The sequence below is a fragment of the Vibrio sp. V33_P6A3T137 genome, from assembly GCF_009904835.1.
Lineage (GTDB): Bacteria > Pseudomonadota > Gammaproteobacteria > Enterobacterales > Vibrionaceae > Vibrio > Vibrio metschnikovii.
This window is the reverse complement of the sequence record NZ_WXWK01000038.1, coordinates 1-25,560: the sequence shown is the minus strand read 5'-3', so window position 1 is coordinate 25,560 and position 25,560 is coordinate 1. Positions and strand designations below refer to the sequence as shown.

Here is a 25,560-nt window from a genome sequence, read left to right as displayed (position 1 = left end):
GCATAACAAGAGACTATGGCGTCAAGAGTTAATTTTGGCGCTGTTTACATCCCACATGCAGCCGTCTCTGAGCATAGAATTTAGGATAACTACCATCTTTCTGACGCAAGCAATGATCGCTACTTTTTTAGGTTTGCCTGCCGCTAATAACTTTTGATAGTGCTGTTTAAAAACAGGATTACATTGCATTGCAGACATCATGGCCATGTACAAAACCGTCCTGACTTGCATGCGTCCGCCTTTGATCATTCTCTTGCCTTTATAACTACCGCTTTCTCGAGTAATGGGAGCGACACCGATTAATGAAGCCGCTTGTTTGTTGGTGATGTAGCCCAGCTCAGGTACGTTACTGATGATGGAGGCTGCCGCAATTTTTCCGATGCCAGGTACGCTCTGTAATAGCTCATTTTTTGCTTGGTAATCAGGGCATGTCTCGATGAGTTTTTCGATTCTAGTTTCAATATTTTCTATCTGTTTTTTGAGCATGGTAAGTAGGGATTTAATCGATGACGCAACAGTCTTAGGCATGATTTGAGAGCGGTTCTTTTCCATGGTTTGCATGGTCAATAACTGGTTGCGTCTTGTCACTAAGTCACTCATTAAACGAATGTTTTCACTTTTCAATTGTGTGAGTTTCGGTTTAATCGCTTCCGCGTAATGGGCAATAAGAGCGGCATCTAAGCGGTCATTTTTAGCTCGATGTCCAAGGGCGCCGGAGAACTTTTTGATATGTAATGGATTAGCAATGACATAGGGTAACTTAGCGTTATCGCAGGCTAAGATGAATGGCATTTCTAAGCGTCCGGTGGCTTCGATGACAATACGTTCAGGGTGGTACTTTTTAATGGTTTTGATGGCTTGTTTAATGCCTTTTTCATCATTGGAGACATTAAAATAGATATCGAGAGGACGGATATAGATATCTAATTGTGACTTGCCGGTATCAACGCCGACATTAATGTTTTGCAGTGTATTTGTATTCATAATAAGCTAACTCTTGCTTGCTAAATGCGGGTTCGAGACCCAGAAGACTATTCGAGTGTGGTGCTTGGAGTTCTATCTGACGTTCGCTCTTGTTATCGGTCTCTCGATAGAGGAGCCACACTTCAATCGAACTATCAGATAGAGAACTTTAGTTGCAGCTAAAGTCTGGGTCTCACTTTACCCTGATTCGTTAGTTATTATCCATACAAACGCTTCAAGAGGGACTTCCAACGCGTGGCATTTTTATTATGCGTTGGTTTTTGTGGTTACGGTGTTATGCGGAAACTTGGTAGTAGCGTTGTCAGCCCCTTAAGCGGGCGTTAGGCGACTTCTATCAACTTACTCATCAGTAAGTGTATACTTAGCCAAGTTTTACTTACATTGAAGAAGATCACTATGACAGCATTGACAGATAACATGTGGAATATGAAACCAAATATACCGCTGGCTAAACAACTTGCCAAAAGAGATGTACCAGCTTTGGTTTATGACGCTGTTAACCTCGAGGGTGTTGCAATGACTTTGCCTGAGGTGCAAACTATTTTAGATGGGATCACCGTAGGTGGTCATCGAATTAGTGATCAAAATATGGCAATGAACCAAGCTCGAGCATGGGAGTTTATTTTTGGCTTAGTTGATCAAGGTGAGTTCCAATTTAATAAAGAAACCGCCTTAAAAATCCACAATATCGCTGGCAAAGAAGAAGCGTTAGAGTGGGGTAAATTTCGCTCTGGTTACGTTTCTATTACGGGTACAGAGTGTGAGCCTCCGGCTCCAGATGAGTTGGACGAAAAATGGCTTGAAGTTGAGAGTCAGGTGAATAGCGAATCTGATGTTTACGATCAAGCAACTACTGCATTTTTACAAATGGCACGCGCTCAATTTTTTTGGGATGTTAACAAACGTACAGGACGGTTCATGATGAACGGTATTTTGTTAGCTAATGGTTTCCCTATCATTAATGTGCAAGCCAAGCGTCAGCAAGAGTTTAATACGCTCATGCTGGACTTCTATTCTTCTAATGACATGACAGCAATGAATAAGTTTTTACGCAGCTGCTTGGATGAAAAAATTATTCGTAATTTCAAGCTAGATCTGAAAATCGGCTAACGCTTCAAGAGGGACTTCCTACGCGTGGCATTTTTATTATGCGTTGATTTTGGTGATTACGGTGTTATGCGGAAAGTTGGTAGTAGCGTTGTCAGCCCTATAAGAAAACCGTCAGAAGACGGTTTTTAATCTAACTGTCTATATTTTAAGCGCAGCACTTTTTGTACTTTTTTCCGCTTCCGCAAATACACGATTCATTACGGTTTGGTGTTTTGTCATAGGTAATAGTTTTAGGTTTGTTTAGTAGCGTATCAAGTTCAATAGTGTTCTCTGGCTGCTTTGAGTCTATGACAATATGAGCCACAATCGAGTGCTCAGAAAGTAAAGTCTCTATCTCAGCTTTACGAGCCTCGGTTGAGACGACAATATTAATTGGAGCTTCCTCAGTGCCTGTTTTTATATCACGCTTTACGTTGTAGCCTGACATAACGTGGTTTTGTCTAGCATCGATTCGACCTTTGAAAAATAGTTTGGACATTTGCAGCTCACTGATAGATTGGTGTGGTGTAGTTTGGTCGCGATTATACGGCACAATGGCAATTGATAAAGAAGTTCCTACAATAGGCGGTATATAAAGTTGGGCATTTTCATTGTGTGTAAAGTTACTAGCAGTATCGTTAGTTCAACGTTGCTATACGTTTACTTGCTTATTGCGATACATTTCTCGGTCAGCTCTATTAAGCAATTCTGAAGCGGTATCTCCATCATTAGGGAAGTTAGCTACTCCGAGGCTAGCATGAATCGATAATGTTTTTTCTTTTAAAACAAAAGGTTTTTGAAAGGCATGTTCAATTTTTCGTACCACATCATTGATATGTTCGCTCGGTAAATGAGGCAATAAAATGACAAATTCATCACCCCCGATACGAGCTAAAGTATCCGATGCTCTAATACTCTCAGTCAGACGTTGTGAGATCGCCTGCAAAAGTTCATCGCCCACTTGATATCCCCAGTAGTCATTGACAGGTTTAAATTTGTCCAAATCAATAAAGATAACGGCAAACTGAATAGGATTACGTTTAGCTTGTAAAATTAACTGTTCCATTCTTTCCATAAGTAGCCTGCGATTTGCCAGTCCAGTTAACGTATCATGATTAGCGAGATGGGTAATTTCACGTTCCGCTTGTTTTCTATCCGTAATGTCACTGATAAAGTTTAAAGAAGCGGGTTCACCATACCAGTCAACCATAACGCCACTGACTTCAATATCAATGATATGTCCATTAGCATGAATTAGCTGTGCTTGATAGCGTTGCGGCGGTGTTGCTTCTTTACTTAGACGCTGATGATGGGCTTTTAACACAGCAGGTTGGTATTCTGGACTCACTAGGTCGAGGAATGAAGAAAGCTCAAGAAGTTGCTCAATACTGAGACCAACGATTTGCGCTAAATAGTGATTAGCGTATACAAAACGTTGATTCTGAATAACGCCAATCCCTTCATGGGCAGTATCAACCAATGAGCGATAAAAGCGTTCACTTTCTCGAAGTCGTAATTCAATGTTATCTTTTTCCACTAACGTGGTCTCTAATTGAGATTTTAGTGCTAATAAACGTCGATGAGAGCGGTACTGTAGTAACCCGGCAAATAATAATGCACAGATAATGATCATAGAAATCATGATGATTTTTACGATCATTATCCAGTCGTAACGATAACTCACAGAAATAGGTACGTGTCGATTAATGGCTTGATTGATATCTTCGACAGTCAATGTGGCAATGGCCTGATCTAATTGTTCTAGCAATAATGGGTGCTGGTGAAGTACACCGATTCGTAACAAATTCTTATAGTCACCGATTTCACCTGCGATTTTAAGATTAAACCAGCCTTCGTTTCTAATAGTATACGCTGCGACTAATAATGAACGTAATGTTGCATCGGCTAGCCCTCTATCCACTAAATCGAAAGCCTCTCGTTCTGTATCAACAGGGATTAAATTGATGTTTGGATAGTCACGTTTAAGAAATTCATACACAGAGGTACCGATAGGCAGAACAATACTACTATCGGTACTGGCGAGATCGTTTAAGTTATCTACATAGTGATGCTCGTGTCGAGTAATTAAGACGTTAGGATTAACAAGATACGGCCGAGTGAAATTAAGCCATTGGCTGCGTTGTTCGGTTTTATTGAGTAACGCCAGAATATCACATTCCCCAGCTTGGGATTTGACTAAGCTTTCGTTCCAATCCACTGTTGGTATTACGACGAACTCCAGCTTGGCTCGCTGAAAAATCACTCGTAATAAATCTGCTGCAATGCCAACAAACTGACCATCAGGGGTGATTTTCTCTAAAGGTTCCCAATCAGGATCGACACACATCCGTACAGCTTGCTGTGACCAATCCCGGTCAGCCCATGCGATAGCGGGAAAGGCTAATGTCATTAGGCATAGTATTTTAATAAGATATTTATTAATGACGTTAAAAAAAATGGTCAATGCATCGATTCTCTATACAGTGCGGTTAAAAAATTAATCACAAGAAAACATTAGCATACTTTTATTTGATAAGTTGCGATGGGCGATAACAATTGTTACTTACTTAATGACTTTTATGCAATTTCGCCCAGCTTTTTTAGCGTTATACAAAGCTTGATCGGCTAAGGTTAATGCAGATTTTGGGGTGGGCTCTACGTGACTATCACAAATGCCGATACTAATAGTAATAGTAATAGTAACGGATGACGCTTTATGACGTTTACGTTTTTTTGAACCTTCTTGATGATTAGCGGGGCGAGTGTCTGTATCTCGAATAACTAAATCGTAATGTTCGATATCGTGACGTAACCACTCTAAATGTGGTTTTGCTTGTTCTGCCGTTTTGCCTTTAAAAAGCAAAGTAAATTCTTCACCACCATAACGATAAGCTCGTCCATTACCGGGAACGAGCAGTAAGCGACTGGCAACAAGTTTTAGCACATCGTCACCAGTTTCATGGCCATAGGTATCATTGAATGCCTTAAAGTGATCGACATCAACCATTGCAATCGTGAAGTTTTTCCCTAAACGCTGCAGGTCAAGATCCAAAGCATGTCGGGCAGGCAGTTGAGTTAATCGGTCATTGAAAGCCAATGCATGACCTGCTGCGATCAAATACAAGATCAATAAGACACCAGCGAGTGAAAAAAGAATGCTGGATATAAAGGAAACGTGGAAAAAAATAAAGGTAGTGCTGGTTAACAATAAAGCGCTGTAAATAGTGGCATCGATCATACGATTTCTGGTTAATACTAAAATCGCACAGACACCGACTAAAGCGAAAAGATAAAGTACTAGAATAAAGGGTAATCGAGAAATTTGCGGAACGCTGTAAAGTAGACCTTCATGTAAATCAATGACAGAGCCATCATAAAAGTGAGTAACACTCAACATCCCCCACAGTAACAACATCAGTAACAGCCCGATGAATTTGGCAAAACTGCGTGTAGCGAGCCCTTGATTATAAAAAGCATAGCTAATGAGACAAGCCACGGGAAGTAGCGTTGCCAAGAGAGACAATTCAAGTAATGTTGAACCATCGGATAGGGGGGATTGCAGTCGGTATTGAACAATCAGGTAACTTACCAGCAACACACTGGCGATCATGGCTATCCGACTTTGCTTAAATAAATGAGCGATAGCAATAGCGCTGACAAAAAGCACGTAAGGTAAATTTTGCGCAAAGCCAATATTGCTTTGCACGACCATAACGAGGTTATCGATTCCGATCCAGACTGTAATAAGTAACAGGATAGGGAAGGCAAAACGAAACCAAGATGAAGAAGCAAAATCTGTCGACATAGATTATTCATGCGCCATTTGAATCAATGCAGTCCCTTATTGGTGAAAAGTTTCGCAAATGGTTTAAGTCCCTTTGGTTATAAGAATACGTTGATTTCAATAATTGCCAAGTTTTTTGCTACACTGAACAGGTGTTAATCTGATGCTTTCACATTTTTACTCAGATATACCCAAACGACTTGAAGTTGTAGGTAGTCAACACCGCTGCAGCTTTAAGTAGGAAGGGTATGGCTCATTTCAGTATCATTGGTCGAAACATAGGCTTAAGGATAAGTTCGCATGATTCAGGAGAAAACGGATGCAGTTAAATGTTGATGTACATAACTATATGGAAACGTTAGTAGGACAAGTATTGATTCAGCGTCAATATAGTGAGAAATACAATCATGACCAATTAGCGGATCTGGCCTGTCTTGCATTGAGTCAAATGCGCCCGGTTTATATCCGACATGATGTCGACTTCCTTTCAGCCCTTCCTGAAGAGCGGTTGGTGATTTTAAAACAACAAGCTCTCGCTGCCATTCAAGCGGCGGAACCCATGATCATTGAAGATCGTCGTACTATGCGAGATAAAGATATTCCCGTTATTTTATCTCAAGCTCGGTTTGATCACGATAATCCGTTAGAATGGTATGAAGAGCCAATTCTTAAGAACAACAAGAAACATAAGGAGTAGTTGTGGGATTATTTGCTCGCTGGTTTGGGGGAAGAGAGAAAAAGCAACAAGAATCAATTCAGCCTGTTGAATATAAAGGTATGCTCATTTATCAAGAATCGATCGCGGAAAACGGCCAATACCGAGTCGCTGGCCGAATTACTCAAGAGATTAATGGTGAGTTACAGACCCATCGTTTTATTCGTTCTGATATTTTGTCGAATAAACAAGAGGCTGATCAGTTAATGTTAAAAAAAGCTCAGCTTTTCATTGATCAGATGAGTGGTCAGATCTTTAACTAATTTCTCCAGTCGTTGACAGAAGTCATGAATAAAAGAACGCTAAGTCGCTATGCTTAGCGTTCTTTTATTTTTTGTCCCAAAATCAAGGAAATGATATGCGAATTGGTGTGCCAAAAGAGAGGCTAGCGGGGGAAACGCGAGTTGCAGCCTCACCTTCATCAGTAGAGCAACTGATAAAACTCGGCTTTGAGGTTGTGGTTGAATCTCAAGCCGGTTCATTAGCGAGTTTTGAAGACAGTGCATTCCAAGCGGCTGGTGCGATGGTTGAACCCTCCGAGGTAGTATGGAATTGCGATATTGTCTTAAAAGTGAATGCGCCAATTTACAATGAGCAAATCGATGAAGTCTCGTTATTAAAAGAGCACGCGACATTAATCTGTTTTATTTGGCCAGCTCAATATCCTCAGTTGCTAGAAAAACTGGCAATGAAAAGCATTAATGTATTAGCGATGGATTGCGTGCCGCGCATCTCTCGAGCTCAAGCCTTAGACGCATTATCATCAATGGCGAATATCGCTGGCTATCGAGCGGTCGTAGAAGCGGCCCATCAGTTTGGTCGTTTCTTTACTGGGCAGATCACCGCTGCTGGTAAAGTCCCTCCCGCGAATGTCTTTATCGCTGGTGCCGGGGTAGCTGGCCTTGCTGCTATAGGTGCAGCAGGAAGCCTTGGCGCAATTGTTAGAGCGTTCGATGTTCGTCCTGAAGTTAAAGAGCAAGTGCAATCAATGGGCGCTGAGTTTCTGGAAATTGATCATCTGCCGACGGTTGCTTCGAGTGATGGGTACGCTCGAGAAATGTCGGATGATTTCAATCAAAAAGCAGCAGAGCTTTACGCAGAGCAAGCAAAAAAAGCCGATATTATTATCACTACCGCACTGATCCCTGGTAAACCAGCACCGACACTCATCACCAAATCGATGGTAGATAGCATGAAACCGGGTAGTGTGATTGTTGATCTGGCGGCTGCAAATGGGGGAAACTGTGAGTATACGGTCAAAGATCTGTTGATTACGACTGATAATGGCGTAAAAATCATTGGCTATACCGATATGGTTGGTCGCCTTCCTACTCAAGCTTCTCAGCTTTATGCAACGAATTTAGTCAATTTATTGAAATTGCTTTGCAAAGAGAAGAATGGTGCTATTGACATTGATTTTGATGACGTAGTATTGCGCGGGGTCACTGTCATTAAGCAAGGTGAGATCACCTGGCCTGCACCGCCTATCCCAGTCTCAGTGCAGCAGCCTGCCCAAAGCAAACCGATGGTAGAGAAACCACCCAAACAACCTGCATCACCTTGGAAAAAATTGGTTGGCTTAGCGGCTGGTGTCGGTGTCTTTGCCTGGATAGCATCGGTAGCTCCAGCCGCTTTTCTCGGTCATTTTACGGTTTTTGTGTTAGCTTGTGTGGTTGGTTATTACGTAGTGTGGAATGTAACTCATGCATTACATACCCCTTTAATGTCAGTAACTAACGCTATCTCTGGAATTATTATCGTCGGTGCTTTAGTACAAATCGGCCAAGGCAATGGGATAGTAACCTTTTTGGCATTTATTGCCGTTTTGATTGCAAGCATCAATATTTTTGGCGGCTTTACGGTCACGAAACGTATGCTTGACATGTTCCGTAAAGACTAAGGGAGAACAATAATGTCTGCAGGATTAGTACACGCGGCTTATATTATTGCTGCCTTATGTTTTATTTTGAGTCTAGCGGGATTATCGAAACAAGAATCAGCACGCACCGGTAACTATTACGGTATGGCCGGTATGACGATCGCGCTGCTAGCCACCATCTTCAGTCCTGAGGCACAAGGGCTGAGCTGGATTATTTTAGCCATGATCATCGGGGCCGTCATTGGGATCCGTTTCGCCAATAAAGTAGAGATGACACAGATGCCAGAGCTCGTTGCGATGTTGCACAGCTTTGTTGGTATGGCTGCCGTATTGGTCGGTTATAACAGTTTGCTCAATGCTCCTTTGGTCGATACTCATGCGGAACATGTAATTCATTTGGTCGAAGTTTTTATCGGAGTATTCATCGGTGCCGTAACGTTTACTGGGTCGATCGTCGCGTTTGGTAAATTGAGCGGTTCAATTAGCTCTTCGCCTCTAAATTTGCCACACAAGCATAAGTTAAATCTCGCGGCGTTAGTGATATCGGTTCTGTTACTCATGCAATTTTTAAAGATGGATGGCGGCTTATTACCGTTGATCATCATGACCATGATTGCTTTAGCCTTTGGCTACCATCTGGTTGCTTCAATCGGTGGCGCTGATATGCCGGTTGTAGTTTCAATGCTCAACTCTTATTCGGGATGGGCCGCGGCCGCCGCTGGCTTTATGCTCGCCAATGATTTGCTGATTGTGACCGGCGCTTTAGTCGGATCGTCTGGGGCGATTCTGTCTTATATTATGTGTAAGGCGATGAACCGTTCATTCATCAGTGTAATTGCTGGTGGTTTTGGTCAAGAAGTAGTGATCAGCAGTGATGAACAGCAAGGTGAATACCGAGAAATAAACGCTGAAGAGGTGGCTGAACTTCTCAAGAACTCTCGTTCTGTCGTGATTACCCCGGGGTACGGTATGGCTGTCGCGCAAGCACAGTATCCTGTTTACGAGATTACCGAGAAGTTACGAGCATTAGGCATTGATGTCCGTTTTGGGATTCATCCTGTGGCTGGTCGGTTACCGGGTCACATGAATGTGCTATTAGCAGAAGCTAAAGTACCTTACGATATTGTATTAGAAATGGATGAAATTAACGATGACCTATCCAAAACCGATACCGTCTTAGTGATTGGAGCGAATGACACGGTCAATCCAGCGGCGTTAGATGATCCTCATAGTCCAATTGCAGGCATGCCAGTATTAGAAGTATGGCACGCGAAACAAGTGATTGTGTTTAAACGTTCAATGAATACGGGTTATGCAGGAGTACAAAATCCGTTGTTCTTCAAAGACAATACCTTCATGTTATTTGGGGATGCGAAAGAGAGTGTAGACGCCATCTCCAAAGCATTGTAATCTGATGACATCAAAGCATGAAGCCAGCAATTTGCTGGCTTCATGCTTTCTGGTATACGAACAAAGCTTAAGAGGGAAGGGAAAATGTCCCGAACCAATAAGAGCGATACTTTGGTATATTATTGACAGTGATATAACAAGCGTTGTTTCTATTTATAGATAATACATCATCACTTTATGGTTTTATGATCAAACGATTATTTACATTGACAAGAACACTCATCCGCAGCTTAGTGCTTGCCGCTTGTACTTTTACTGTTTCAGCTTTTGCCGATTCCCTACCAGAGCGGATTGAACTGTTTGTATCGCTGTTTGATGAGCAGGCAGCTATGGTCACTTATGATATTCGAACGATTCAAAAAGAGTATCCTACTCGATTATTAACACCAGACAGCATGTTGCCACAAACTGCGTCCTATCCATTAAAAGATATTCAGCTTTTGTACCAGTTAGCACAAAATTGCTCGGGTAATTTACCATTGAACCCTTTAGTAACAGAACCTTTAGTCTTTACTCGAGCGTTGTGTAAAGGAAGTCAATTACCCGTGCGTTGGTTTGCCAGAAGCTCATTGATTCATCCTGGTGGTGGTACTTATGCTGCACGCTACGCAGAAGTTTATCCTGATCAATATGCACAACTTGAACCTTTTATGCATATTCAAGAGCGAGCGCAAGCACCTAGCCAATCTTTATTGGGCCGTTTGCAGAGAATGAACGAAGAGGCGATGAATGCATTGATCGCTGGTGCGATTATGTTTGGTGATAAGGATGAACTTTGGTTAAGAAAAGGCGATGAGTACTACTTATTTGATGATAGCATTTGGCAGCTAAATGCCAGTCAAGCGGGACTGGCATTTAGTTTTGTAGAAAGTGATAGCACATGTTTTGTTCAACGAGGCAATTTATGCTGGAACGTACAAGATCATACGGATTTACTTCGTATCAGTATGTTTGTATTGGTGTTGGCAAATATTTTTTTAGTGATCAGTTGGTCAATTTATCGTTGGAACTCTAAACGACAAGAAATGAAAAGTAGGATGCTAATCTTACAAATTCTAACTCATGAATTGAGAACGCCCATCGCTAGTTTATCATTAACAGTTGAAGGGTTTCGCCGAGAATTTGAACATTTACCCGAAACTGTATACGATGAGTTTCGTCGCCTTTGTGAGGATTCTCGCCGTTTAAGACAGCTTGCCGAAGCCAGTAAAGATTATCTACAGTCGGATAATAAACCGCTCGCGACCGCTTGGGTTCCATCGGTTGAAGAATGGTTGCAATACAAAGTAGAAGAAGAGTTTACTCAACCTATAGAGTTAATTGTTGAACAAGATATAGCGGCAAAGCTCAACGTATATTGGCTTGGGACCTGTATCGATAATTTAATTCGCAATGCCGTAAAATACGGTGTTGCTCCTGTAACCTTAGAAGTCACGTCAACAATTGATTCAGTTACCATCAAGGTGACTGATCAAGGAACGCTGACCCATAAAGATTGGCGTCATTTACGTAAGCCTTTTGTAAGTAAAAGTGGCTTAGGACTTGGCTTAACGATTGTTGAATCGATGGTTGGTAGAATGGGAGGTCGTTTGACCTTAATCGGACCACCAACCACGTTTATTTTGGAGATACCTTGTGAAACAGACATTGCTTCTCGTTGAAGATGATAAAAACCTTGCTGACGGTTTACTGGTAAGTTTAGAGCAAGCGGGATATGACTGTTTACATGCAGAAACTATCGCCGCAGTGGATCAATACTGGGAAAAAGCGGATTTAGTCATTTTAGATAGACAATTACCTGATGGTGATTCAATTTCTCATCTCGCGGAGTGGAAAGCTTTAAAAGAGATCCCTGTCATCTTATTGACCGCTTTAGTGACCGTTAAAGATAAAGTGACAGGCTTAGATGCGGGAGGAAATGACTATCTCACTAAACCGTTTGCTGAAGCTGAGTTATTTGCGCGGATCAGAGCGCAGCTTCGTTCACCGGATGGTGAAGATAATGATGACAGCAAAGTGATCACACCAAACTTGGTGATCGATAAAGCCACTCGAGAAGTATTTTTTAACCAACAGTGTATTACCTTAACGCGAACTGAGTTTGATTTATTGCTTTTTCTCGCCAGCAATTTAGGGCGAGTATTTACTCGCGATGAATTATTGGATCATGTGTGGGGTTACAATCATTTTCCAACGACACGAACGGTGGATACACACGTATTGCAATTGCGTCAGAAACTACCTGGATTAGAAATAGAAACACTCCGTGGCGTTGGGTACAAGATGAAAGCCTAAATCATGCACAGTAAACTATGTCTTATTGGCACGCTAGTGTGCGTGCCTTTTTATGCACAAAGTGTTGAATGGTTTGAGAGTAGTAGTCCATTAACTCAAGTGCATCAGCATCTACTTAATAATGATCTCGATCGAATGTTTCATTCGCTGGTTGAAGTTTGGCAACTGAATCAAACGAAGAATACCAAAACACACCTAAACGATGTATTGATCCAATCGTTATCGGTGGACTGTGGTAAGGGGCTAACCAGCAAAACCTTTCCGGTATGGCTAAATAGTATCGTCATTCGTAAGATAGATATTCAAAGCCCTGGTCGTGACGCATATCAAGTCATATTAGAAGCACAAAGCGATAAGGCACTCAATAATATAACGTTAACTCAATGGGTCGAGAGGCCTATTTCTACCGACAGCAGCTTCACTCGCTCAAGTGACGGCGTCACTGAAGGGGGAGTAACCTTTCGTAAACATTATAATCTGAATTCCAAGTTATCGATGGGGTTGTACCGAATCGATATCACGGCTGAAGATCAAGATTCGTGGAGCACTTGGGTTATCTTTGGCGAACCTAAAGCGAAGCAAACGGTTCGTTGGTCGAGTAAAGATCAATGGACGGTTGATAAAAATGCATTATTGAATCGCCATTGTCCATTGCCTCGGTTAGATGTGTCGGTGTACGATTATTTTGATGGTGAGTATAAAGAAATTTGGCAACAAAGTTATGAATCAAATTATCCGACTCAGCTTGAGTTAACCGATCTAACATCGGATCGCTACATCTTAGCGGTTTCAATGACCCATAAACGCTGGCAAGGGCCAATAATCATAGAGCAAGCTCAAGTTATCAGTAAAACCTATAATGTTTCTCTAGAGGAATGATTAAAGTTGATAGACAATAAGCCGTTATAACAACAAAGTAACCAACGGTTTATTGGATATGAACAGTAAAAAACATATTTGGCTTTTAACGCTTCCCGCACTGCTGGTTGCCACAGAGACTCTTGCGGCGAATTATGCAATTGAAGCACGCGGAGATGCCATGGGCGGCGTTGGCGTGGTCTCTGCAAACTATCTTACTGCTCCATTTTATAATCCTGCTCTAGTGGCTATTTATCGTCGTAATGATGATGCTGGGATGATTTTACCTAGCGTTGGATTTACCTATAACGATCCTGATAAATTAGTAAAAAGCATCGATAACATCGCTGATCTGATTAACAGCAATGACCCAAGTAAGGCCCCTGAATTACAAGCGGCTCTTAATGATATTGATGGTAATACACTCAATGCTAATCTTGGTGGGGTTATCGCTTTTGGTATACCAAACCGCTATATATCTGCCAATATATTTGGCAAAGCGTACACAGAAGTGTATGCCGCTCCCAGCATCGCATCAGATTGCCCTGTAAGTGGTGCTAATCCTAGCAGCCCTGAATGTATTCTTGAGCAGGCACAAAATAGCGGTATTAATGCTGTATCTATTGCCGTTACTGAAGTTGGTATCTCGTTAGCCAAATATCAAACCTTCCTCGGTCAACATATGGCTTTTGGTATCACTCCGAAATTACAACGCATTTATACTTATCTTTATCAAGCCAGCTTTAACAACTATGAATTCAAAGATTTGTTAGATAACGGTACGGGAGAAACGACATTTAACATTGATGCTGGTGCGGTATGGTTTTATGGGCCTTATCGTTTAGGAGCGGCTGCCACCAATTTGATCAGTCGAGATATTTCAACGCAAACGGTAAACTCTGTTCAGTATGATTATCAAATTCGTCCACAAATCACGCTCGGTGCTGGCATCGTTGCTGATTATGCGACCTTGAGTGTGGATTATGATTTGAATACCGATCGTCGATTTAATAACTTTGCCGATGATACGCAAATGATCCGTATTGGTGGTGAAGTGGATATCATGCGTCAATTAAAATTGAGAGTAGGGTATAACAAAAATCTTGCCTACAGTGGTCGAGACGGTACCATCACTGCTGGAATTGGATTATCACCATTGAATATCATTCAGCTCGATATCGGAGCGAGCTATACCAATGAAAATGCTATGGGTGCATATATAAACTTCCTTGCTAGTTACTGATAGTCTCTTTATAGTGAGGCTCCCCAATAGGAGCCTATTTATGTTTGACGATATACCGACTTTAACTCACAGTGAACAGCAAGCCGCTGTCGAAAAAATTCAGCAAATGATGGCAGAAGGGATCAGTACCGCACAGGCGATTCAAATTGTATCTCAGGAAATTCGTCGTCAGTATGCTGAAGATCAGCAGAATAAAGCAGAATAATTGTCTATTTAAGAAGAGCACACATGTGCTCTTTTTCTTTGATTTTCTATGTCAATAACGCCCTTATTGTACCAAACAAAAGCTTATTTTATATTCATGAATGTACAACAGAATCATTGACTACGTTGGATCTGGCAAGAGGGCTTGATGTAATAAAATATTTATCAGTTGGCTGATAATAGAGTTGAGTACCCTTTATCTTAACGCACTATAACTTACGTTGCGTTGTAACATAAAGCAGAAAATGAAGTTTTAATTTTTTAACCCCCATAGAAATAATAAATATAAAATAGCTTAATAGAGAGGAGCTTCAGGATTCTTCTTCCGATCATGGCCACAGGGATCCCATCAAGGCCATGATTCAGATATCAGAATAAGATTTACACGGTAGCTTGTAACGCTTGTTCAAGATCAGCAAGCAAATCATCAATATGCTCTATGCCTATTGATAACCTAACCATATCAGCTGAAACGCCTGCAGCTTGTAATTCTTGATTATTGAGCTGGCGATGAGTCGTCGATGCAGGAATCGCGGCGCAACTTTTTGCATCACCAATATTAACTAAACGAAGAATTAGATTTAATGCATCATAAAAACGCGCCCCAGCTTCTCGGCCACCGACAATACCGAAACTTAGGATGCCAGAGGCTTTTCCATGCATATATTTTTGGGCAAGTGAGTGATCTTTGTGAGTGCTTAAACCCGCGTAATTTACCCAATTCACTTGTGGATGTTGGCTAAGCCATTGAGCTACAGCAAAAGTATTTTGATTAATTCGCTCAATCCGCAAAGCTAATGTCTCTAATCCTTGTAATAGATTCCAAGCCGCCTGAGCACTCAGCGCCGCTCCCATATTTCTCAAAGGGACAACACGCGCTCTAGCGATAAAAGCCGCAGCACCAATATCTTGAGCATAGTTAACTCCATGATATGAAATATCCGGCTCATTTAATAATGGAAAGCGCTGCGGATAAGCATGCCATGGGAACTTACCTGAATCGACAATCAGACCGCCAATCGTGGTTCCGTGACCGCCAATATACTTTGTAGCAGAGTGAACCACAATGTCAGCACCATGTTCAAAAGGTCGCCACAAAAAGGGCGTAGCCACAGTATTATCAACAATTAACGGTAAACCATGTTGATGGGCTAGGTTAGCTATCATTTCAATATCAACGATACTGCCGGATGGATTGCCGATACTTTCACAAAAAACCGCTCGAGTATTATCATCAATCAGTTGAGCTAACTGAGTAACATTGTCTTTATCTACAAATCGAACCTCAATACCTTGTCTAGGCAAAGTATGAGCAAATAAATTATAAGTTCCACCATATAACTCACTGATTGAAATAATGTTATCACCAGCTTGAGCAAGAGTTTGAATAGCATAAGTAATCGCAGCCATCCCAGAAGCGACCGCCAGTGCGCCAATACCACCTTCAAGTGCTGAGATGCGTTGCTCAAGCACATCACAGGTCGGATTCATAATTCTAGAATAAATATTACCTTGGACTTTTAAATCAAAAAGATCTGCAGCATGTTGTGCATCATTAAAACTGAATGAGGTGGTTTGATGAATGGGTACCGCAACGGAGTTTTGATTATCAGCTTGATAACCATGGTGTAAAGCGATCGTTTCACGTTTCATTACATATCCTTATAGTGATAAACGTAAGGCATGTATAAAACCATGAGCATGATATTGATGTCAATATTAATGGCACACCTTAGTGCGCATTATAATTGTTATGTTAAATACAATTCGGCGAAGGTTTTATCTAGTTTATGTGGGCTATAAAAAGAGAGCTTGAGATAGACCTTACTCTACTTCGACTCTGAGTACCTCAGTGATTAAACATAAGGTCTATTTACCATAAAATAGCTAATAACTACTCTTGTTATCGATATACAAGTGTCGTTATTAGCTTCCAGCAAGCTTTACCGTGTAACCTTTTTTTTCAAGCAATTGCTTAATTTTATCTCGCATTTCACCTTGAATTTCAATATGACCATCTTTGATCGAGCCACCGCAGCCACAGGACTTTTTTAGCTCAGCAGCCAGCAGCTTGAGAGGCGCATCATCAAGGTCTAAACCCTTAATAATTGACACACCTTTGCCTTTGCGACCTTTCGTTTCTTTGTGAATTCTGACAATCCCATCACCTTTCGGACGTTCGATGCTTGGGGCTTCAGGCTTAATACGGCCCGTTTCCGTTGAATATACAAGAGTCATAATATACTTCGTTCTTTGTTACTTTTTTAATTGAGTTTGTTGAGCTTCCGCTTTCTGTTTTGCAATCAGATAAGCTTCGATATGTTTTTGAATAGCAACTTTTGCTCCTTTGATCAAGCGGCCATTGAAAAAGCAATACCATCCATTGGGTTCCCCTGTATCATTTTTTAACATAAAACCGTTGAATTGCTCTTGAATCGTTTGTGAACCACCTTCTCGTTTTTTGCCAATCGATTCAAATTCACTTGGGTCAATCAGCGATGCCGTATCACAAAACCAATCAATACTTTTTTTTACTGCAGCGAGGTTTCCAGTTAAAACATTTTTTTTGATCTGCACTTGCCAGATGTCTGGTGAGTTATCTGCAGATTTTAGAGTAAATCCTCGGTATGTAGTGATTGCCATGATGACCTACTTATTTTTGTCATTGATAGTTAAATAATAATTGTATCTTATCGGTACGCAAGTATATTTAGTAACTAATTAGAAAGTTATAGTGCATTAATATGAAAAGACCTCTTGTACAATTGACCGAAGCAAAACAGATTAAAGCTAAGCTATTGGAATTTAAGCATCCTATCACACCACAGCAGCTTGCTCTATTGACCCGAGAACACTATCAAAAAAATTCATTACTCGCCTTCAGTAAAGATTGGAATATTTTCACTGAATTTTGTCAAAGAAAATCAGTAAACCCTTTACCGGCCTCCGTTACCGCCGTTAGGTTATTTCTTGAAAGTGAAGCCAAGGTAAGAAAGTTTAGTACCATTAGACGTTACTCTGTCACTATCGGTATGATTCATTACTTACTGAATCAAAAAGATCCGACGTTGAATGTTCAAGTTCGTCAACTTCTTCAACGCTTAAGGGCAGAAAAATACGGCGATGAGAAACAAGCTGAATGTTTTACTCGTCAACACTTGGCATCACTTTATCAATTGATGGTTAAAAGTAATGAAAGCCTCGCGATACGTGATTTAGCTATCTATCACGTGATGTTTGAATGTGCCATGAAACGAGGAGAGCTTAAAAAGCTCAGCTTCACGGATATTACAGAAGATCATAGTCAACTTAGGATCGGCAATGAAATCTATCAATTATCCCCTTCCGCCCAGCAAATATTAGCTCGTTGGATAGCATTAATCTCTCAGCAAGACGGCGCTGTTTTTCGCTCAATTGATAGGCATGGCAACATCAATAATCGACCTTTAGATGATTCATCCATCTACCGTATATTAAGGCGTGCTGGTGATTTATTAGCGCTACCACATTTAAAGTTTTCAGGTCAATCGACCCGAATTGGTGCAGTAAAAGAGCTAGCTGAACAAGGCTATCATACTAAAGATATTCAAAGTTTTGGCCGTTGGTTAAGCCCTGCGATGCCTAACCAATACTTAGGTAAGTTACACACCGCAGCAGTCGCTAAAATAAAATTTACTCGAATTAAACCTTGGACATAAGTGAGCGTTGGACACAATCAGCTAAAAACACGGAGAATGAGTGGCCGTGGTGTTCCAGCATTTTCGGGAACATTGAAATGGGCGTCATACCCGGGAAAGTATTCACTTCATTAAGATAAATTTCACCTTGTGAGGTAAGGAAAAAGTCAATTCGAGCAAGATGTCTTAATTTCATATGCACAAAAACTTTCTCTGCATAGCGCTTAATGAGGTCTCTTTGCTCTGCGGTGATATTATCCGCAGTCACTTTAGTCATTGAGTGGCTATTTGCGCTGTATTTCTCTTCATAGCTATAAAAAGCATCATCAGGAGCAATAATCTCGCCAGGCTGAGTAATATGGAGTTTGCCACCGAGTTCATAAGCGGCGACTTCTAATTCTCGTGGTTTGACGGCTTGTTCAACCAGCACTTGATCAGAAAAGGTAAAGGCATCATCAATTGCCTTGGCAATTTGCTGCTTATCGGTGACCTTGTAACAGCCAACCGATGAACCTTGTCGAGCCGCCTTAATAAACACTGCGCCCCATTTATCAAAGGCTTGCAGGGCTTGACGTAAAGCTTCATCGTTATTTTCTGTTAAAAATAAGTAGGGTGTATTAGGAATACCGAGTGCGTCATACCATAGTTTCGACGTGATTTTATTGAAACTATTACTACTGGCTTCTGGTCCACATCCTAAATATGGGATGCCGGCCAGCTCTAGCATCGATTGGATGTCGCCCGTTTCTCCCGGATAACCGTGGATGCAAGGCACAACAAAGTCAATGCGACGAGATCCATGCTCACTGTTTAGTGAGGCAGAGTTCGTATCAAGATAAACCATATCGCCAGAATCAGTAAACCAGCCAGCAGGTTTCATCTCTACTCGAATCACGTCGAACGATGGCGTTAACGTCAGTTGTTGCTGCAAATAATCAGCGGAAACTAGCGAGATCTCATGTTCTGATGAGCCCCCACCACATAAAAGTAAAATTGTTGTTTTTTTCATTACACTGTTCCGTTACACCAAAATTCGGTTGCAGGCCACGAGGCCAAGTGATGCAGTAACTACATTCATTTTATCGGCTATGATAGACAATTCAGCACAGAGGTACACCATAGAAGAGGATTTATTACCTAATCTTAGTTTAATTGTGTAGAGAATAAACAGTACAGGGGCAAAGGCCCCTGTTGTAAACGTTCATTAGTTGAGTTTATTTAGTGTGGGGAAATCTGAGTTTTTAATACTATCAATGCTCTTAACGAATGGTTTCAAGTCACGGAATTCTTCTGGCAATCTTTGCAAGGCGTTCAACGCTTCCTGACGAGTGGCGTAATCACCATACAAGACCGTGTACCATTTCGTGCCATTAACGACTTTATAGTTTTCCCAGATCGGTTGTTCATCTTTAGGTAACTGATTCGCAAATTGATCAACCTTAGTTTGCGCCCCAACGGCAACAACTTGAATGGTGAAGCCATAACGTGGATTCATTGCTAATTGCTCTTCGGTTGGTGGTGCAATAGTGACTTTAGGTTTGGCTGGCGGCGTTGCTTTGACGATTTGTTTCTCTTCAGCCGGAGCCATTTTGATCACTTGAGCTTGAACATTACGCTCGGAGACACCGTCAGCGTTACCCCTTTCTGAGACAATAGGTTTAGGAATATCAGCCACGGCAAACTCTTCCGTGTGGCTTTGAGTTGTTACATCCGTGATATAATTTTCTGAGGCACAGGCGGCCAGCAGCGCGCACAAGCCAACAATCGCAATTCTTTTCATAAACCAATAACACCTTAGATAGAAAGTAATGTAAATCATGCCGATAGCGCGTCTTATAATCAAGTATAGGATGTGATTATCTCTGATTATCCTGTGATTTGTGGCACAAAGTGAAAGAGAGATGATGTCATGAAGATCACATCCAGACTAAATACATCAACACCATTAGATAATTTTAACTACAGTGTTGTTGATATGGCTGTATTGACCTTTGGTGAAGATTTCATGCTAAAGGCAAAACTTAGTTATTGGCTCGTTACCTTTTAGGTCTTTTGCATCATGAATTCTATTAACCCGCTACTTAATCCAAGATCTGTGGCTGTGATCGGCGCTTCAACGCGATCTTTTCGTGCCGGTAATATCGTCATGAAAAACCTACTTCAGGGCGGTTTCGATGGTGCAATTATGCCAGTAACGCCTCGTTATCCTTCTGTGTGTGGGGTCTTGGCTTATAAGACCGTGCTTGATTTACCTCTCGTTCCTGATATTGCTATTCTTTGTACCCATGCTTCTCGTAATCTTGAACTTTTCCGTCAATTGGCAGAGAAAGGCGTTTCATGTGTTATCGTGTTATCTGCCGATATGTACAGTGAAGATGCCCAGCAGCATGAAATTCAGCAACAGTGCCTAACGATAGCCAAACAAGCGGGCATACGTGTGCTTGGCCCTAATAGCCTCGGTATTATTCTGCCTTGGATACACTTCAATGGCTCATTCTCTCCAGTCAATGCCTTAAAGGGCCATATTGCTTTTATTTCTCAGTCAGCAGCCGTCTGTACTACGATTCTTGACTGGGCGAATGATAAACAAATTGGCTTTTCGGCTTTTGTTTCCCTAGGCAACGCCTGCGATATCGACTTCGCTGATTTACTCGATTCGCTCAGTATCGACAAGCACACTCACGCGATTTTGTTGTATGTTGATACTATTAAAGATGCACGCCGCTTTTTATCCGCGGCACGTGCCGCGTCTCGTAATCGACGAATACTTGTTTTAAAAGGGGGTAGAACCGCTGCAGGGCGAAAAGCGGCTAAAATACACACTGGCGGCGAAGATACACTAGACATTATTTACGATTCTGCCATTCGCAGAACCGGTATGCTGAGGGTTAATAATACGCATGAGCTGTTTGCGGCCGTTGAAACGTTAACTCATGCCGTACCACTCCAAGGCGAGCGGCTAGCGATCATCACTAATGGTGGTGGGCCTGCTATTATGGCTGTCGATACGTTACTCGAACGCGGAGGCAAATTAGCACAATTAAGCCATACCGTTTACCAACAACTGGATCAATGCCTTCCGCGTAGTTGGTCGCAAAATAACCCGATTGATATTGTTGGGGATGCTGACCACACTCGTTATATTAATGCGTTAAAAGCGGTACTCGACAGTGATGATATCGATGCCATTCTGATTATGCACTCTCCTTCCGCCATCGCGCACTCAGAACAAACAGCAATGGCTATTGTTGAGGTGATTAAAAACCATCCTCGGGCGAGGCGTTTTAATATTCTGACTAATTGGTCTGGGGAACTCACCGCTCGCCCTGCTCGGCACATTTTTACTCAAGCCGGTATCCCGACCTACCGCACGCCAGAAAGTGCCGTCGTCGCTTTCATGCATTTGGTTGAATTTAGGCGTAACCAAAAACAGTTGATGGAAACACCGACGACCACTGAGTTGGTGACCGCTTCAGAAATCAATAGCGCCAAAGCGTGGATCGCCGAGCATTTAAGCGAACAAGAAAGTGTACACATTGATACTCATCAAATAGGCAGTTTTCTCAAATGCTTTCATTTTAATGTGTTACCGACTTGGATTGCTTCGGACAGTAGTGAGGCGGTACACATAGCAGAAACGATTGGCTATCCGGTTGCGGTAAAATTGCGTTCACCAGATATTGCTCATAAATCCGATGTACAAGGCGTTATGCTTAACCTACGCAACCGTAACGAAGTCGCCAATGCCGCGCAATCGATCCTTGATAGAACTCAACTCTCCTACCCTGCAGCTAGGGTGTATGGCTTGTTGGTGCAAGCGATGGCCAAGTTGGGCGGAGGAGAAGAGTTACGTATTAAAGTCAAACACGATGCTATTTTTGGTCCGGTGATTTTACTGGGGCAAGGCGGTTCTGAATGGGAAGAGTCTCTGGATGCGGTCGCTGCATTACCACCATTAAATAGTACATTAGCAAGATATTTAATTGTTCGGGCGCTACGCAGCGGTAAAATTCGTCTACAAAAACAACCAGTACCAATAAACATTGACGGTTTATCCGAGTTTTTAGTCCGAATTTCCCAACTGATTATTGAGTGTCCACAAGTACATGAATTGGATATCCACCCTTTACTGGTCAATGGTGATCAATTTACGATTCTGGATGCCGATTTAATATTACAGCGTTTCGAAGGGGATGCGCAAAGTCGGTTAGCTATCCGTCCCTATCCTTCTGAATTGGTGGAAAATGTCATCGCTAAAGATGGGGAGCCGTTAACTCTTAGGCCGATTCTCCCCGAAGATGAGCCACAACATGCCGCTTTCATTCATCGAGTCTCAAAAGAAGATCTGTACAAACGCTTTTTTTCGGATGTCGGTGAATTTAATCACGAAGCGCTAGCCAACTTTACCCAAATTGATTACGACCGAGAGATGGCTTTTGTTGCTGTCAGCCATAAAACCTCACCAGCAGAGATCATTGGCGTCTCACGAGCATTGATCAACCATGATAATAGTGATGCTGAATTTGCCATTTTGATTCGCTCCGATCTTAAAGGTAAAGGGCTCGGATCATTACTAATGAAAAAGATCATTGATTACTGCCAAGCGAAAGGCACTGCCCGCATCTCAGGTATGACCATGCCTAGTAATAAAGGGATGCTCAGTTTAGCCCAAAAACTGGGCTTTAGTATCGAGATTCATTTTGAAGATGGAACGGCAGATATGGTCTTAACCCTGACCAAACCGTAAACCAAGACTCTGGTAGATCAGACGAGATCCCAATGTTTTTTCAAATATTGAATACACCACGATTTGGCTTCACCCGTCGTATTTCTGCGCCACGCCATAACAATATCAATATGTTTATCCATGCTGCCCGATATCTTTTGCAACTGCCCACTGGCAATCAACGGCTGGGCGATTTGTATCGGTAAGGTACCAATACCTAATCCCTCCACCAGCGCTTGGCATTTGGCATTAAAATTACTCACCGTCAAACGCGGCTGTTTTTCTAAGATATTAATACTCATCGCTGGCTGTTCGCGCGCTGTATCGGCAATCGCAATCACTCGATACTTTTGTCGAGCCTGCTCATCAAACTCACCACGACGGCGATGAACATAATGATCGCTCGCAGCAACCCAAATCAGTGACATTGAGCCTAATCGCTCTGATTTTACTTCTTGCGGTAAACTGTCTATTTTGGGGCAAATCAGTAAATCGGCTCTTCCTGTAGCGAGAGACTCCCAACTTCCGGCTAAAATCTCTTCTTGTAGACGAATCCGAGTTTTACTGACATTACCTAACGCATCCACCAAAGGAAAAAAGTTCGCGACCGGAATGATGCCATCAAAAGCCAATGTAATATCCAATTCCCAACCGTTAGCAAGTAACGTCGCATCGTTAACTAGCTTCTCGGCGGCCGACAAAATGGTTCGCCCACGCTCAAGGATCAACCGTCCGGCATCAGTAAAACTGGCTTTGTGACCAGAGCGATCAAAAATCATCATATCCAAATCTTGTTCAAGCTTTTGAATTTGATAACTCAATGAGCTTGGTGCGCGGTTCAGCTCATTGGCCGCGGCAGCAAAACTGCCGCGGCGATCAATCGCATCAAGGATATGTAGCGCTTCTAAAGTAATCGGGCTTTGCATCTCTTCTTTCCTCATACAAGATCGGTGATTTGACGATCGTTTTACTCTGGTTTTACCCATACTTGGCTAAAATCAAACCAGCCTAAGGCATTGCACTTTGCATTTTGTAACGCACCACATTGATCTTTATTCACCCCTAACCAGCAATGAAACATTGGAATGATCTGTTTACTGGCGACTAAGGACTTACCGAGCTCTTGAGCGGGAAAAGGGGTTGATTCATCGCTCGCACGCCATTGATCAATCAATCCAGACCAACGATAAAAATCCTCAGCTTGACTCATTGGTTCAATATCAGAGTAATCCAATAACCAGCCAGCCAGTGCATCATCCCGATGGTTAGCGATGCCCATTGCTTTGATCCAAATGTCAACCTGATCGACATCATCGACGGTTAATTCATATTTAATGAAGGTGACGTCTATACCATCTTCTTTAAGTAAACGTTCAATACACTTCGCTAAAGTAGGAAACATAGGATGCTGGGCATGATAAGCAACTGTAACGGTATTACCGATTGGCGGTTCAACGGCTGACATTGGTCCATTTTGATGATACCAACCCGGCTTTAATCCATAAGCAGGCAATACGCCCAGTTCAACCACTTTTTCTTCTGGTAACAAACGAAATAAATTCAGCGCACTGAGTTTGGTTTGTAGATAATTGGCCCAAACCTCATTAGACGCGATCCCCTTACGACGATTGAGTAATAAATAAGTGCAACCGGGATCGAGTTCAACATCTTCACTAAATGAACCGCGTTGACTTTTCATCGGATGCGTTAAGCTCGGAAATACCATTGAGGAGTGCACTTCATCAATAACCCATACTTCGACACGGTCCAGCAATGGACGAAAACCAAAATAGCCATCAAATGCTTGTAGCACTAGCCTTTTCTCATCATTAACGAATACCTTATAAGGACCACTGCCCACCGGTTTTTGATCAAAGTCATCCGCTCTTAATGACTCTGGCAATAAAATTTTTGCACAAGATTCTGCCAGCAATAACGGTAAGCGAGTATCGGGTTTGGCTAGATGAATATCGACGACCCAATTATCCGGAGTCGTAATGGCGTCAATGTGCGCAAACAAATTCACCAAACGTAATTGCCATAGACTCTGTACCACTATCTCAGTGGTCATTAATTCACCGTTATGAAAACGTACTCCAGGGCGTAAATAAAACCGCCAGTGTGTTGGACTTAACGCTTGCCAGTGGTGCGCGAGATCGGCTTGCAATTGCTCTTCTTCATCTAAACGAGTCAAACCAGAATAAATTTGCCGCGCAATATGCAGCTCTGAACGGCGCATCGGCTTCGTGGGATTAAGCATAGAAAGTGGTCGATAATACGGCAAACGCACCACTTGCAAGCCCTCTTGGTGTTGTACACCTAGGTAACTTTGGATAACTTGGGTTAACTTAGCGGCATCTTGATCCAATACCGCCAGCGCTTGACCTATCTTGCCTTCTTGCAGATAACGGCGAGCAAGGTTTTCACTGACATCTGCCCGACTACGTTTAAAAATAAGCTGTGAGAGTTTGCCGCGTCCTGGAGCGGGATGCCATTCAATCCACCCCTCATCTTCTAATTTGTTGAGAACAATGCGCGCATTACGTCGAGTGCAAAATAAAATGTCGGTAATATCGTCTAATTGCGTCTCTGCATCTTGACCATGAAAATGAGCAAATAAGGTTTCAAATTGGACACGTAAGCGAGGGCTACTCATAAAGGAGGAAACTCTATATCTTAAAAACTTACTACAGTTT

General features: G+C 42.1%; 23 protein-coding genes. 12 read left to right on the top strand and 11 right to left on the bottom strand.

The genetic code is table 11. From position 1 onward, the window contains the following. Window positions 1-21: 21 nt before the first annotated feature. Window positions 22-984: an IS110 family transposase gene (locus CAG60_RS03105; protein ID WP_161425384.1), complete on the bottom strand. Its 963-nt coding sequence runs from the start codon at window positions 982-984 to the stop codon at window positions 22-24. A gap of 396 nt (window positions 985-1,380) precedes the next feature. Between CAG60_RS03105 and CAG60_RS03095 the strand changes: the two genes are divergently transcribed. After that, window positions 1,381-2,094 (top strand): Fic family protein, encoded by a 714-nt coding sequence (locus CAG60_RS03095; protein WP_202598499.1) that lies wholly within the window; start codon window positions 1,381-1,383, stop codon window positions 2,092-2,094. Window positions 2,095-2,239: 145 nt separating this feature from the next. On the opposite strand, the gene CAG60_RS03085 is transcribed toward CAG60_RS03095, so the two are convergent. The 3 genes from CAG60_RS03085 to CAG60_RS03075 form a co-directional block, all read right to left on the bottom strand. Further along, complete coding sequence (locus CAG60_RS03085; protein WP_040905003.1) at window positions 2,240-2,572, bottom strand: PBPRA1643 family SWIM/SEC-C metal-binding motif protein; 333 nt, start codon at window positions 2,570-2,572, stop codon at window positions 2,240-2,242. A gap of 153 nt (window positions 2,573-2,725) precedes the next feature. Next, a complete protein-coding gene (locus tag CAG60_RS03080) occupies window positions 2,726-4,483 on the bottom strand; it encodes a diguanylate cyclase domain-containing protein (protein ID WP_161438263.1) in 1,758 nt (585 codons plus the stop codon). 153 nt (window positions 4,484-4,636) lie between these two features. Then, the gene (locus tag CAG60_RS03075) at window positions 4,637-5,878 is read right to left on the bottom strand and encodes a GGDEF domain-containing protein (protein WP_202598498.1); all 1,242 of its coding nucleotides are present in this window, start codon (window positions 5,876-5,878) and stop codon (window positions 4,637-4,639) included. 298 nt (window positions 5,879-6,176) lie between these two features. Between CAG60_RS03075 and CAG60_RS03070 the strand changes: the two genes are divergently transcribed. From CAG60_RS03070 to CAG60_RS03030, 9 genes are all read left to right on the top strand, one after another. Beyond that, a complete protein-coding gene (locus CAG60_RS03070) occupies window positions 6,177-6,554 on the top strand; it encodes a late competence development ComFB family protein (RefSeq protein WP_004396309.1) in 378 nt (125 codons plus the stop codon). Between the two features lie 2 nt (window positions 6,555-6,556). Continuing rightward, window positions 6,557-6,835, top strand: a complete 279-nt coding sequence (locus CAG60_RS03065) for an HlyU family transcriptional regulator (protein ID WP_154171051.1) — start codon at window positions 6,557-6,559, stop codon at window positions 6,833-6,835. Between the two features lie 95 nt (window positions 6,836-6,930). Beyond that, window positions 6,931-8,472 (top strand): Re/Si-specific NAD(P)(+) transhydrogenase subunit alpha, encoded by a 1,542-nt coding sequence (locus CAG60_RS03060; protein ID WP_161438262.1) that lies wholly within the window; start codon window positions 6,931-6,933, stop codon window positions 8,470-8,472. A gap of 12 nt (window positions 8,473-8,484) precedes the next feature. Next, entirely contained in the window at window positions 8,485-9,861 is a 1,377-nt protein-coding gene (gene pntB, locus CAG60_RS03055) for a Re/Si-specific NAD(P)(+) transhydrogenase subunit beta (protein ID WP_161438261.1), read from the top strand. 185 nt (window positions 9,862-10,046) lie between these two features. Next, complete coding sequence (vxrA, locus tag CAG60_RS03050; protein WP_154171054.1) at window positions 10,047-11,522, top strand: sensor histidine kinase VxrA; 1,476 nt, start codon at window positions 10,047-10,049, stop codon at window positions 11,520-11,522. Next, window positions 11,497-12,156 (top strand): response regulator transcription factor VxrB, encoded by a 660-nt coding sequence (gene vxrB / locus CAG60_RS03045; RefSeq protein ID WP_154171055.1) that lies wholly within the window; start codon window positions 11,497-11,499, stop codon window positions 12,154-12,156. The genes vxrA and vxrB overlap by 26 nt, the downstream gene beginning before the upstream one ends. A 3-nt stretch (window positions 12,157-12,159) precedes the next feature. Further along, complete coding sequence (locus CAG60_RS03040; RefSeq protein WP_158137342.1) at window positions 12,160-13,035, top strand: DUF2861 family protein; 876 nt, start codon at window positions 12,160-12,162, stop codon at window positions 13,033-13,035. 58 nt (window positions 13,036-13,093) lie between these two features. Then, on the top strand, window positions 13,094-14,257 hold the full coding sequence (locus tag CAG60_RS03035; RefSeq protein ID WP_154171057.1) for a conjugal transfer protein TraF: 1,164 nt from the start codon (window positions 13,094-13,096) through the stop codon (window positions 14,255-14,257). Window positions 14,258-14,297: 40 nt separating this feature from the next. Beyond that, on the top strand, window positions 14,298-14,462 hold the full coding sequence (locus CAG60_RS03030; RefSeq protein WP_004396324.1) for a YoaH family protein: 165 nt from the start codon (window positions 14,298-14,300) through the stop codon (window positions 14,460-14,462). A 380-nt stretch (window positions 14,463-14,842) separates the two neighbouring features. Here CAG60_RS03030 and CAG60_RS03025 read toward each other — a convergent pair whose 3' ends face one another. The 3 genes from CAG60_RS03025 to CAG60_RS03015 form a co-directional block, all read right to left on the bottom strand. Then, on the bottom strand, window positions 14,843-16,114 hold the full coding sequence (locus CAG60_RS03025; RefSeq protein WP_161438260.1) for an O-acetylhomoserine aminocarboxypropyltransferase/cysteine synthase family protein: 1,272 nt from the start codon (window positions 16,112-16,114) through the stop codon (window positions 14,843-14,845). A gap of 273 nt (window positions 16,115-16,387) precedes the next feature. Then, on the bottom strand, window positions 16,388-16,699 hold the full coding sequence (yciH, locus tag CAG60_RS03020; RefSeq protein ID WP_004396328.1) for a stress response translation initiation inhibitor YciH: 312 nt from the start codon (window positions 16,697-16,699) through the stop codon (window positions 16,388-16,390). A gap of 18 nt (window positions 16,700-16,717) precedes the next feature. Beyond that, entirely contained in the window at window positions 16,718-17,104 is a 387-nt protein-coding gene (locus CAG60_RS03015) for a DUF3319 domain-containing protein (protein WP_154171059.1), read from the bottom strand. A 101-nt stretch (window positions 17,105-17,205) separates the two neighbouring features. On the opposite strand from CAG60_RS03015, the gene CAG60_RS03010 reads away from it, so the two are divergent. Further along, window positions 17,206-18,159: a tyrosine-type recombinase/integrase gene (locus tag CAG60_RS03010; protein ID WP_161426171.1), complete on the top strand. Its 954-nt coding sequence runs from the start codon at window positions 17,206-17,208 to the stop codon at window positions 18,157-18,159. Here CAG60_RS03010 and CAG60_RS03005 read toward each other — a convergent pair. Both CAG60_RS03005 and CAG60_RS03000 read right to left on the bottom strand, forming a co-directional pair. Further along, window positions 18,143-19,147 (bottom strand): D-alanine--D-alanine ligase, encoded by a 1,005-nt coding sequence (locus CAG60_RS03005; RefSeq protein WP_161438259.1) that lies wholly within the window; start codon window positions 19,145-19,147, stop codon window positions 18,143-18,145. The genes CAG60_RS03010 and CAG60_RS03005 overlap by 17 nt on opposite strands. A gap of 195 nt (window positions 19,148-19,342) precedes the next feature. Continuing rightward, complete coding sequence (locus tag CAG60_RS03000) at window positions 19,343-19,918, bottom strand: SPOR domain-containing protein (protein ID WP_161438258.1); 576 nt, start codon at window positions 19,916-19,918, stop codon at window positions 19,343-19,345. Window positions 19,919-20,197: 279 nt separating this feature from the next. On the opposite strand from CAG60_RS03000, the gene CAG60_RS02995 reads away from it, so the two are divergent. Next, entirely contained in the window at window positions 20,198-22,885 is a 2,688-nt protein-coding gene (locus CAG60_RS02995; protein ID WP_161438257.1) for a bifunctional acetate--CoA ligase family protein/GNAT family N-acetyltransferase, read from the top strand. Window positions 22,886-22,902: 17 nt separating this feature from the next. Here the strand turns inward: CAG60_RS02995 and CAG60_RS02990 are convergent, their stop codons facing one another. Together CAG60_RS02990 and CAG60_RS02985 are read right to left on the bottom strand one after the other, a co-directional pair. Beyond that, on the bottom strand, window positions 22,903-23,790 hold the full coding sequence (locus tag CAG60_RS02990) for a LysR family transcriptional regulator (protein ID WP_004396336.1): 888 nt from the start codon (window positions 23,788-23,790) through the stop codon (window positions 22,903-22,905). A 41-nt stretch (window positions 23,791-23,831) separates the two neighbouring features. Beyond that, window positions 23,832-25,520: an SgrR family transcriptional regulator gene (locus CAG60_RS02985; protein WP_161438256.1), complete on the bottom strand. Its 1,689-nt coding sequence runs from the start codon at window positions 25,518-25,520 to the stop codon at window positions 23,832-23,834. Window positions 25,521-25,560 lie beyond the last annotated feature (40 nt).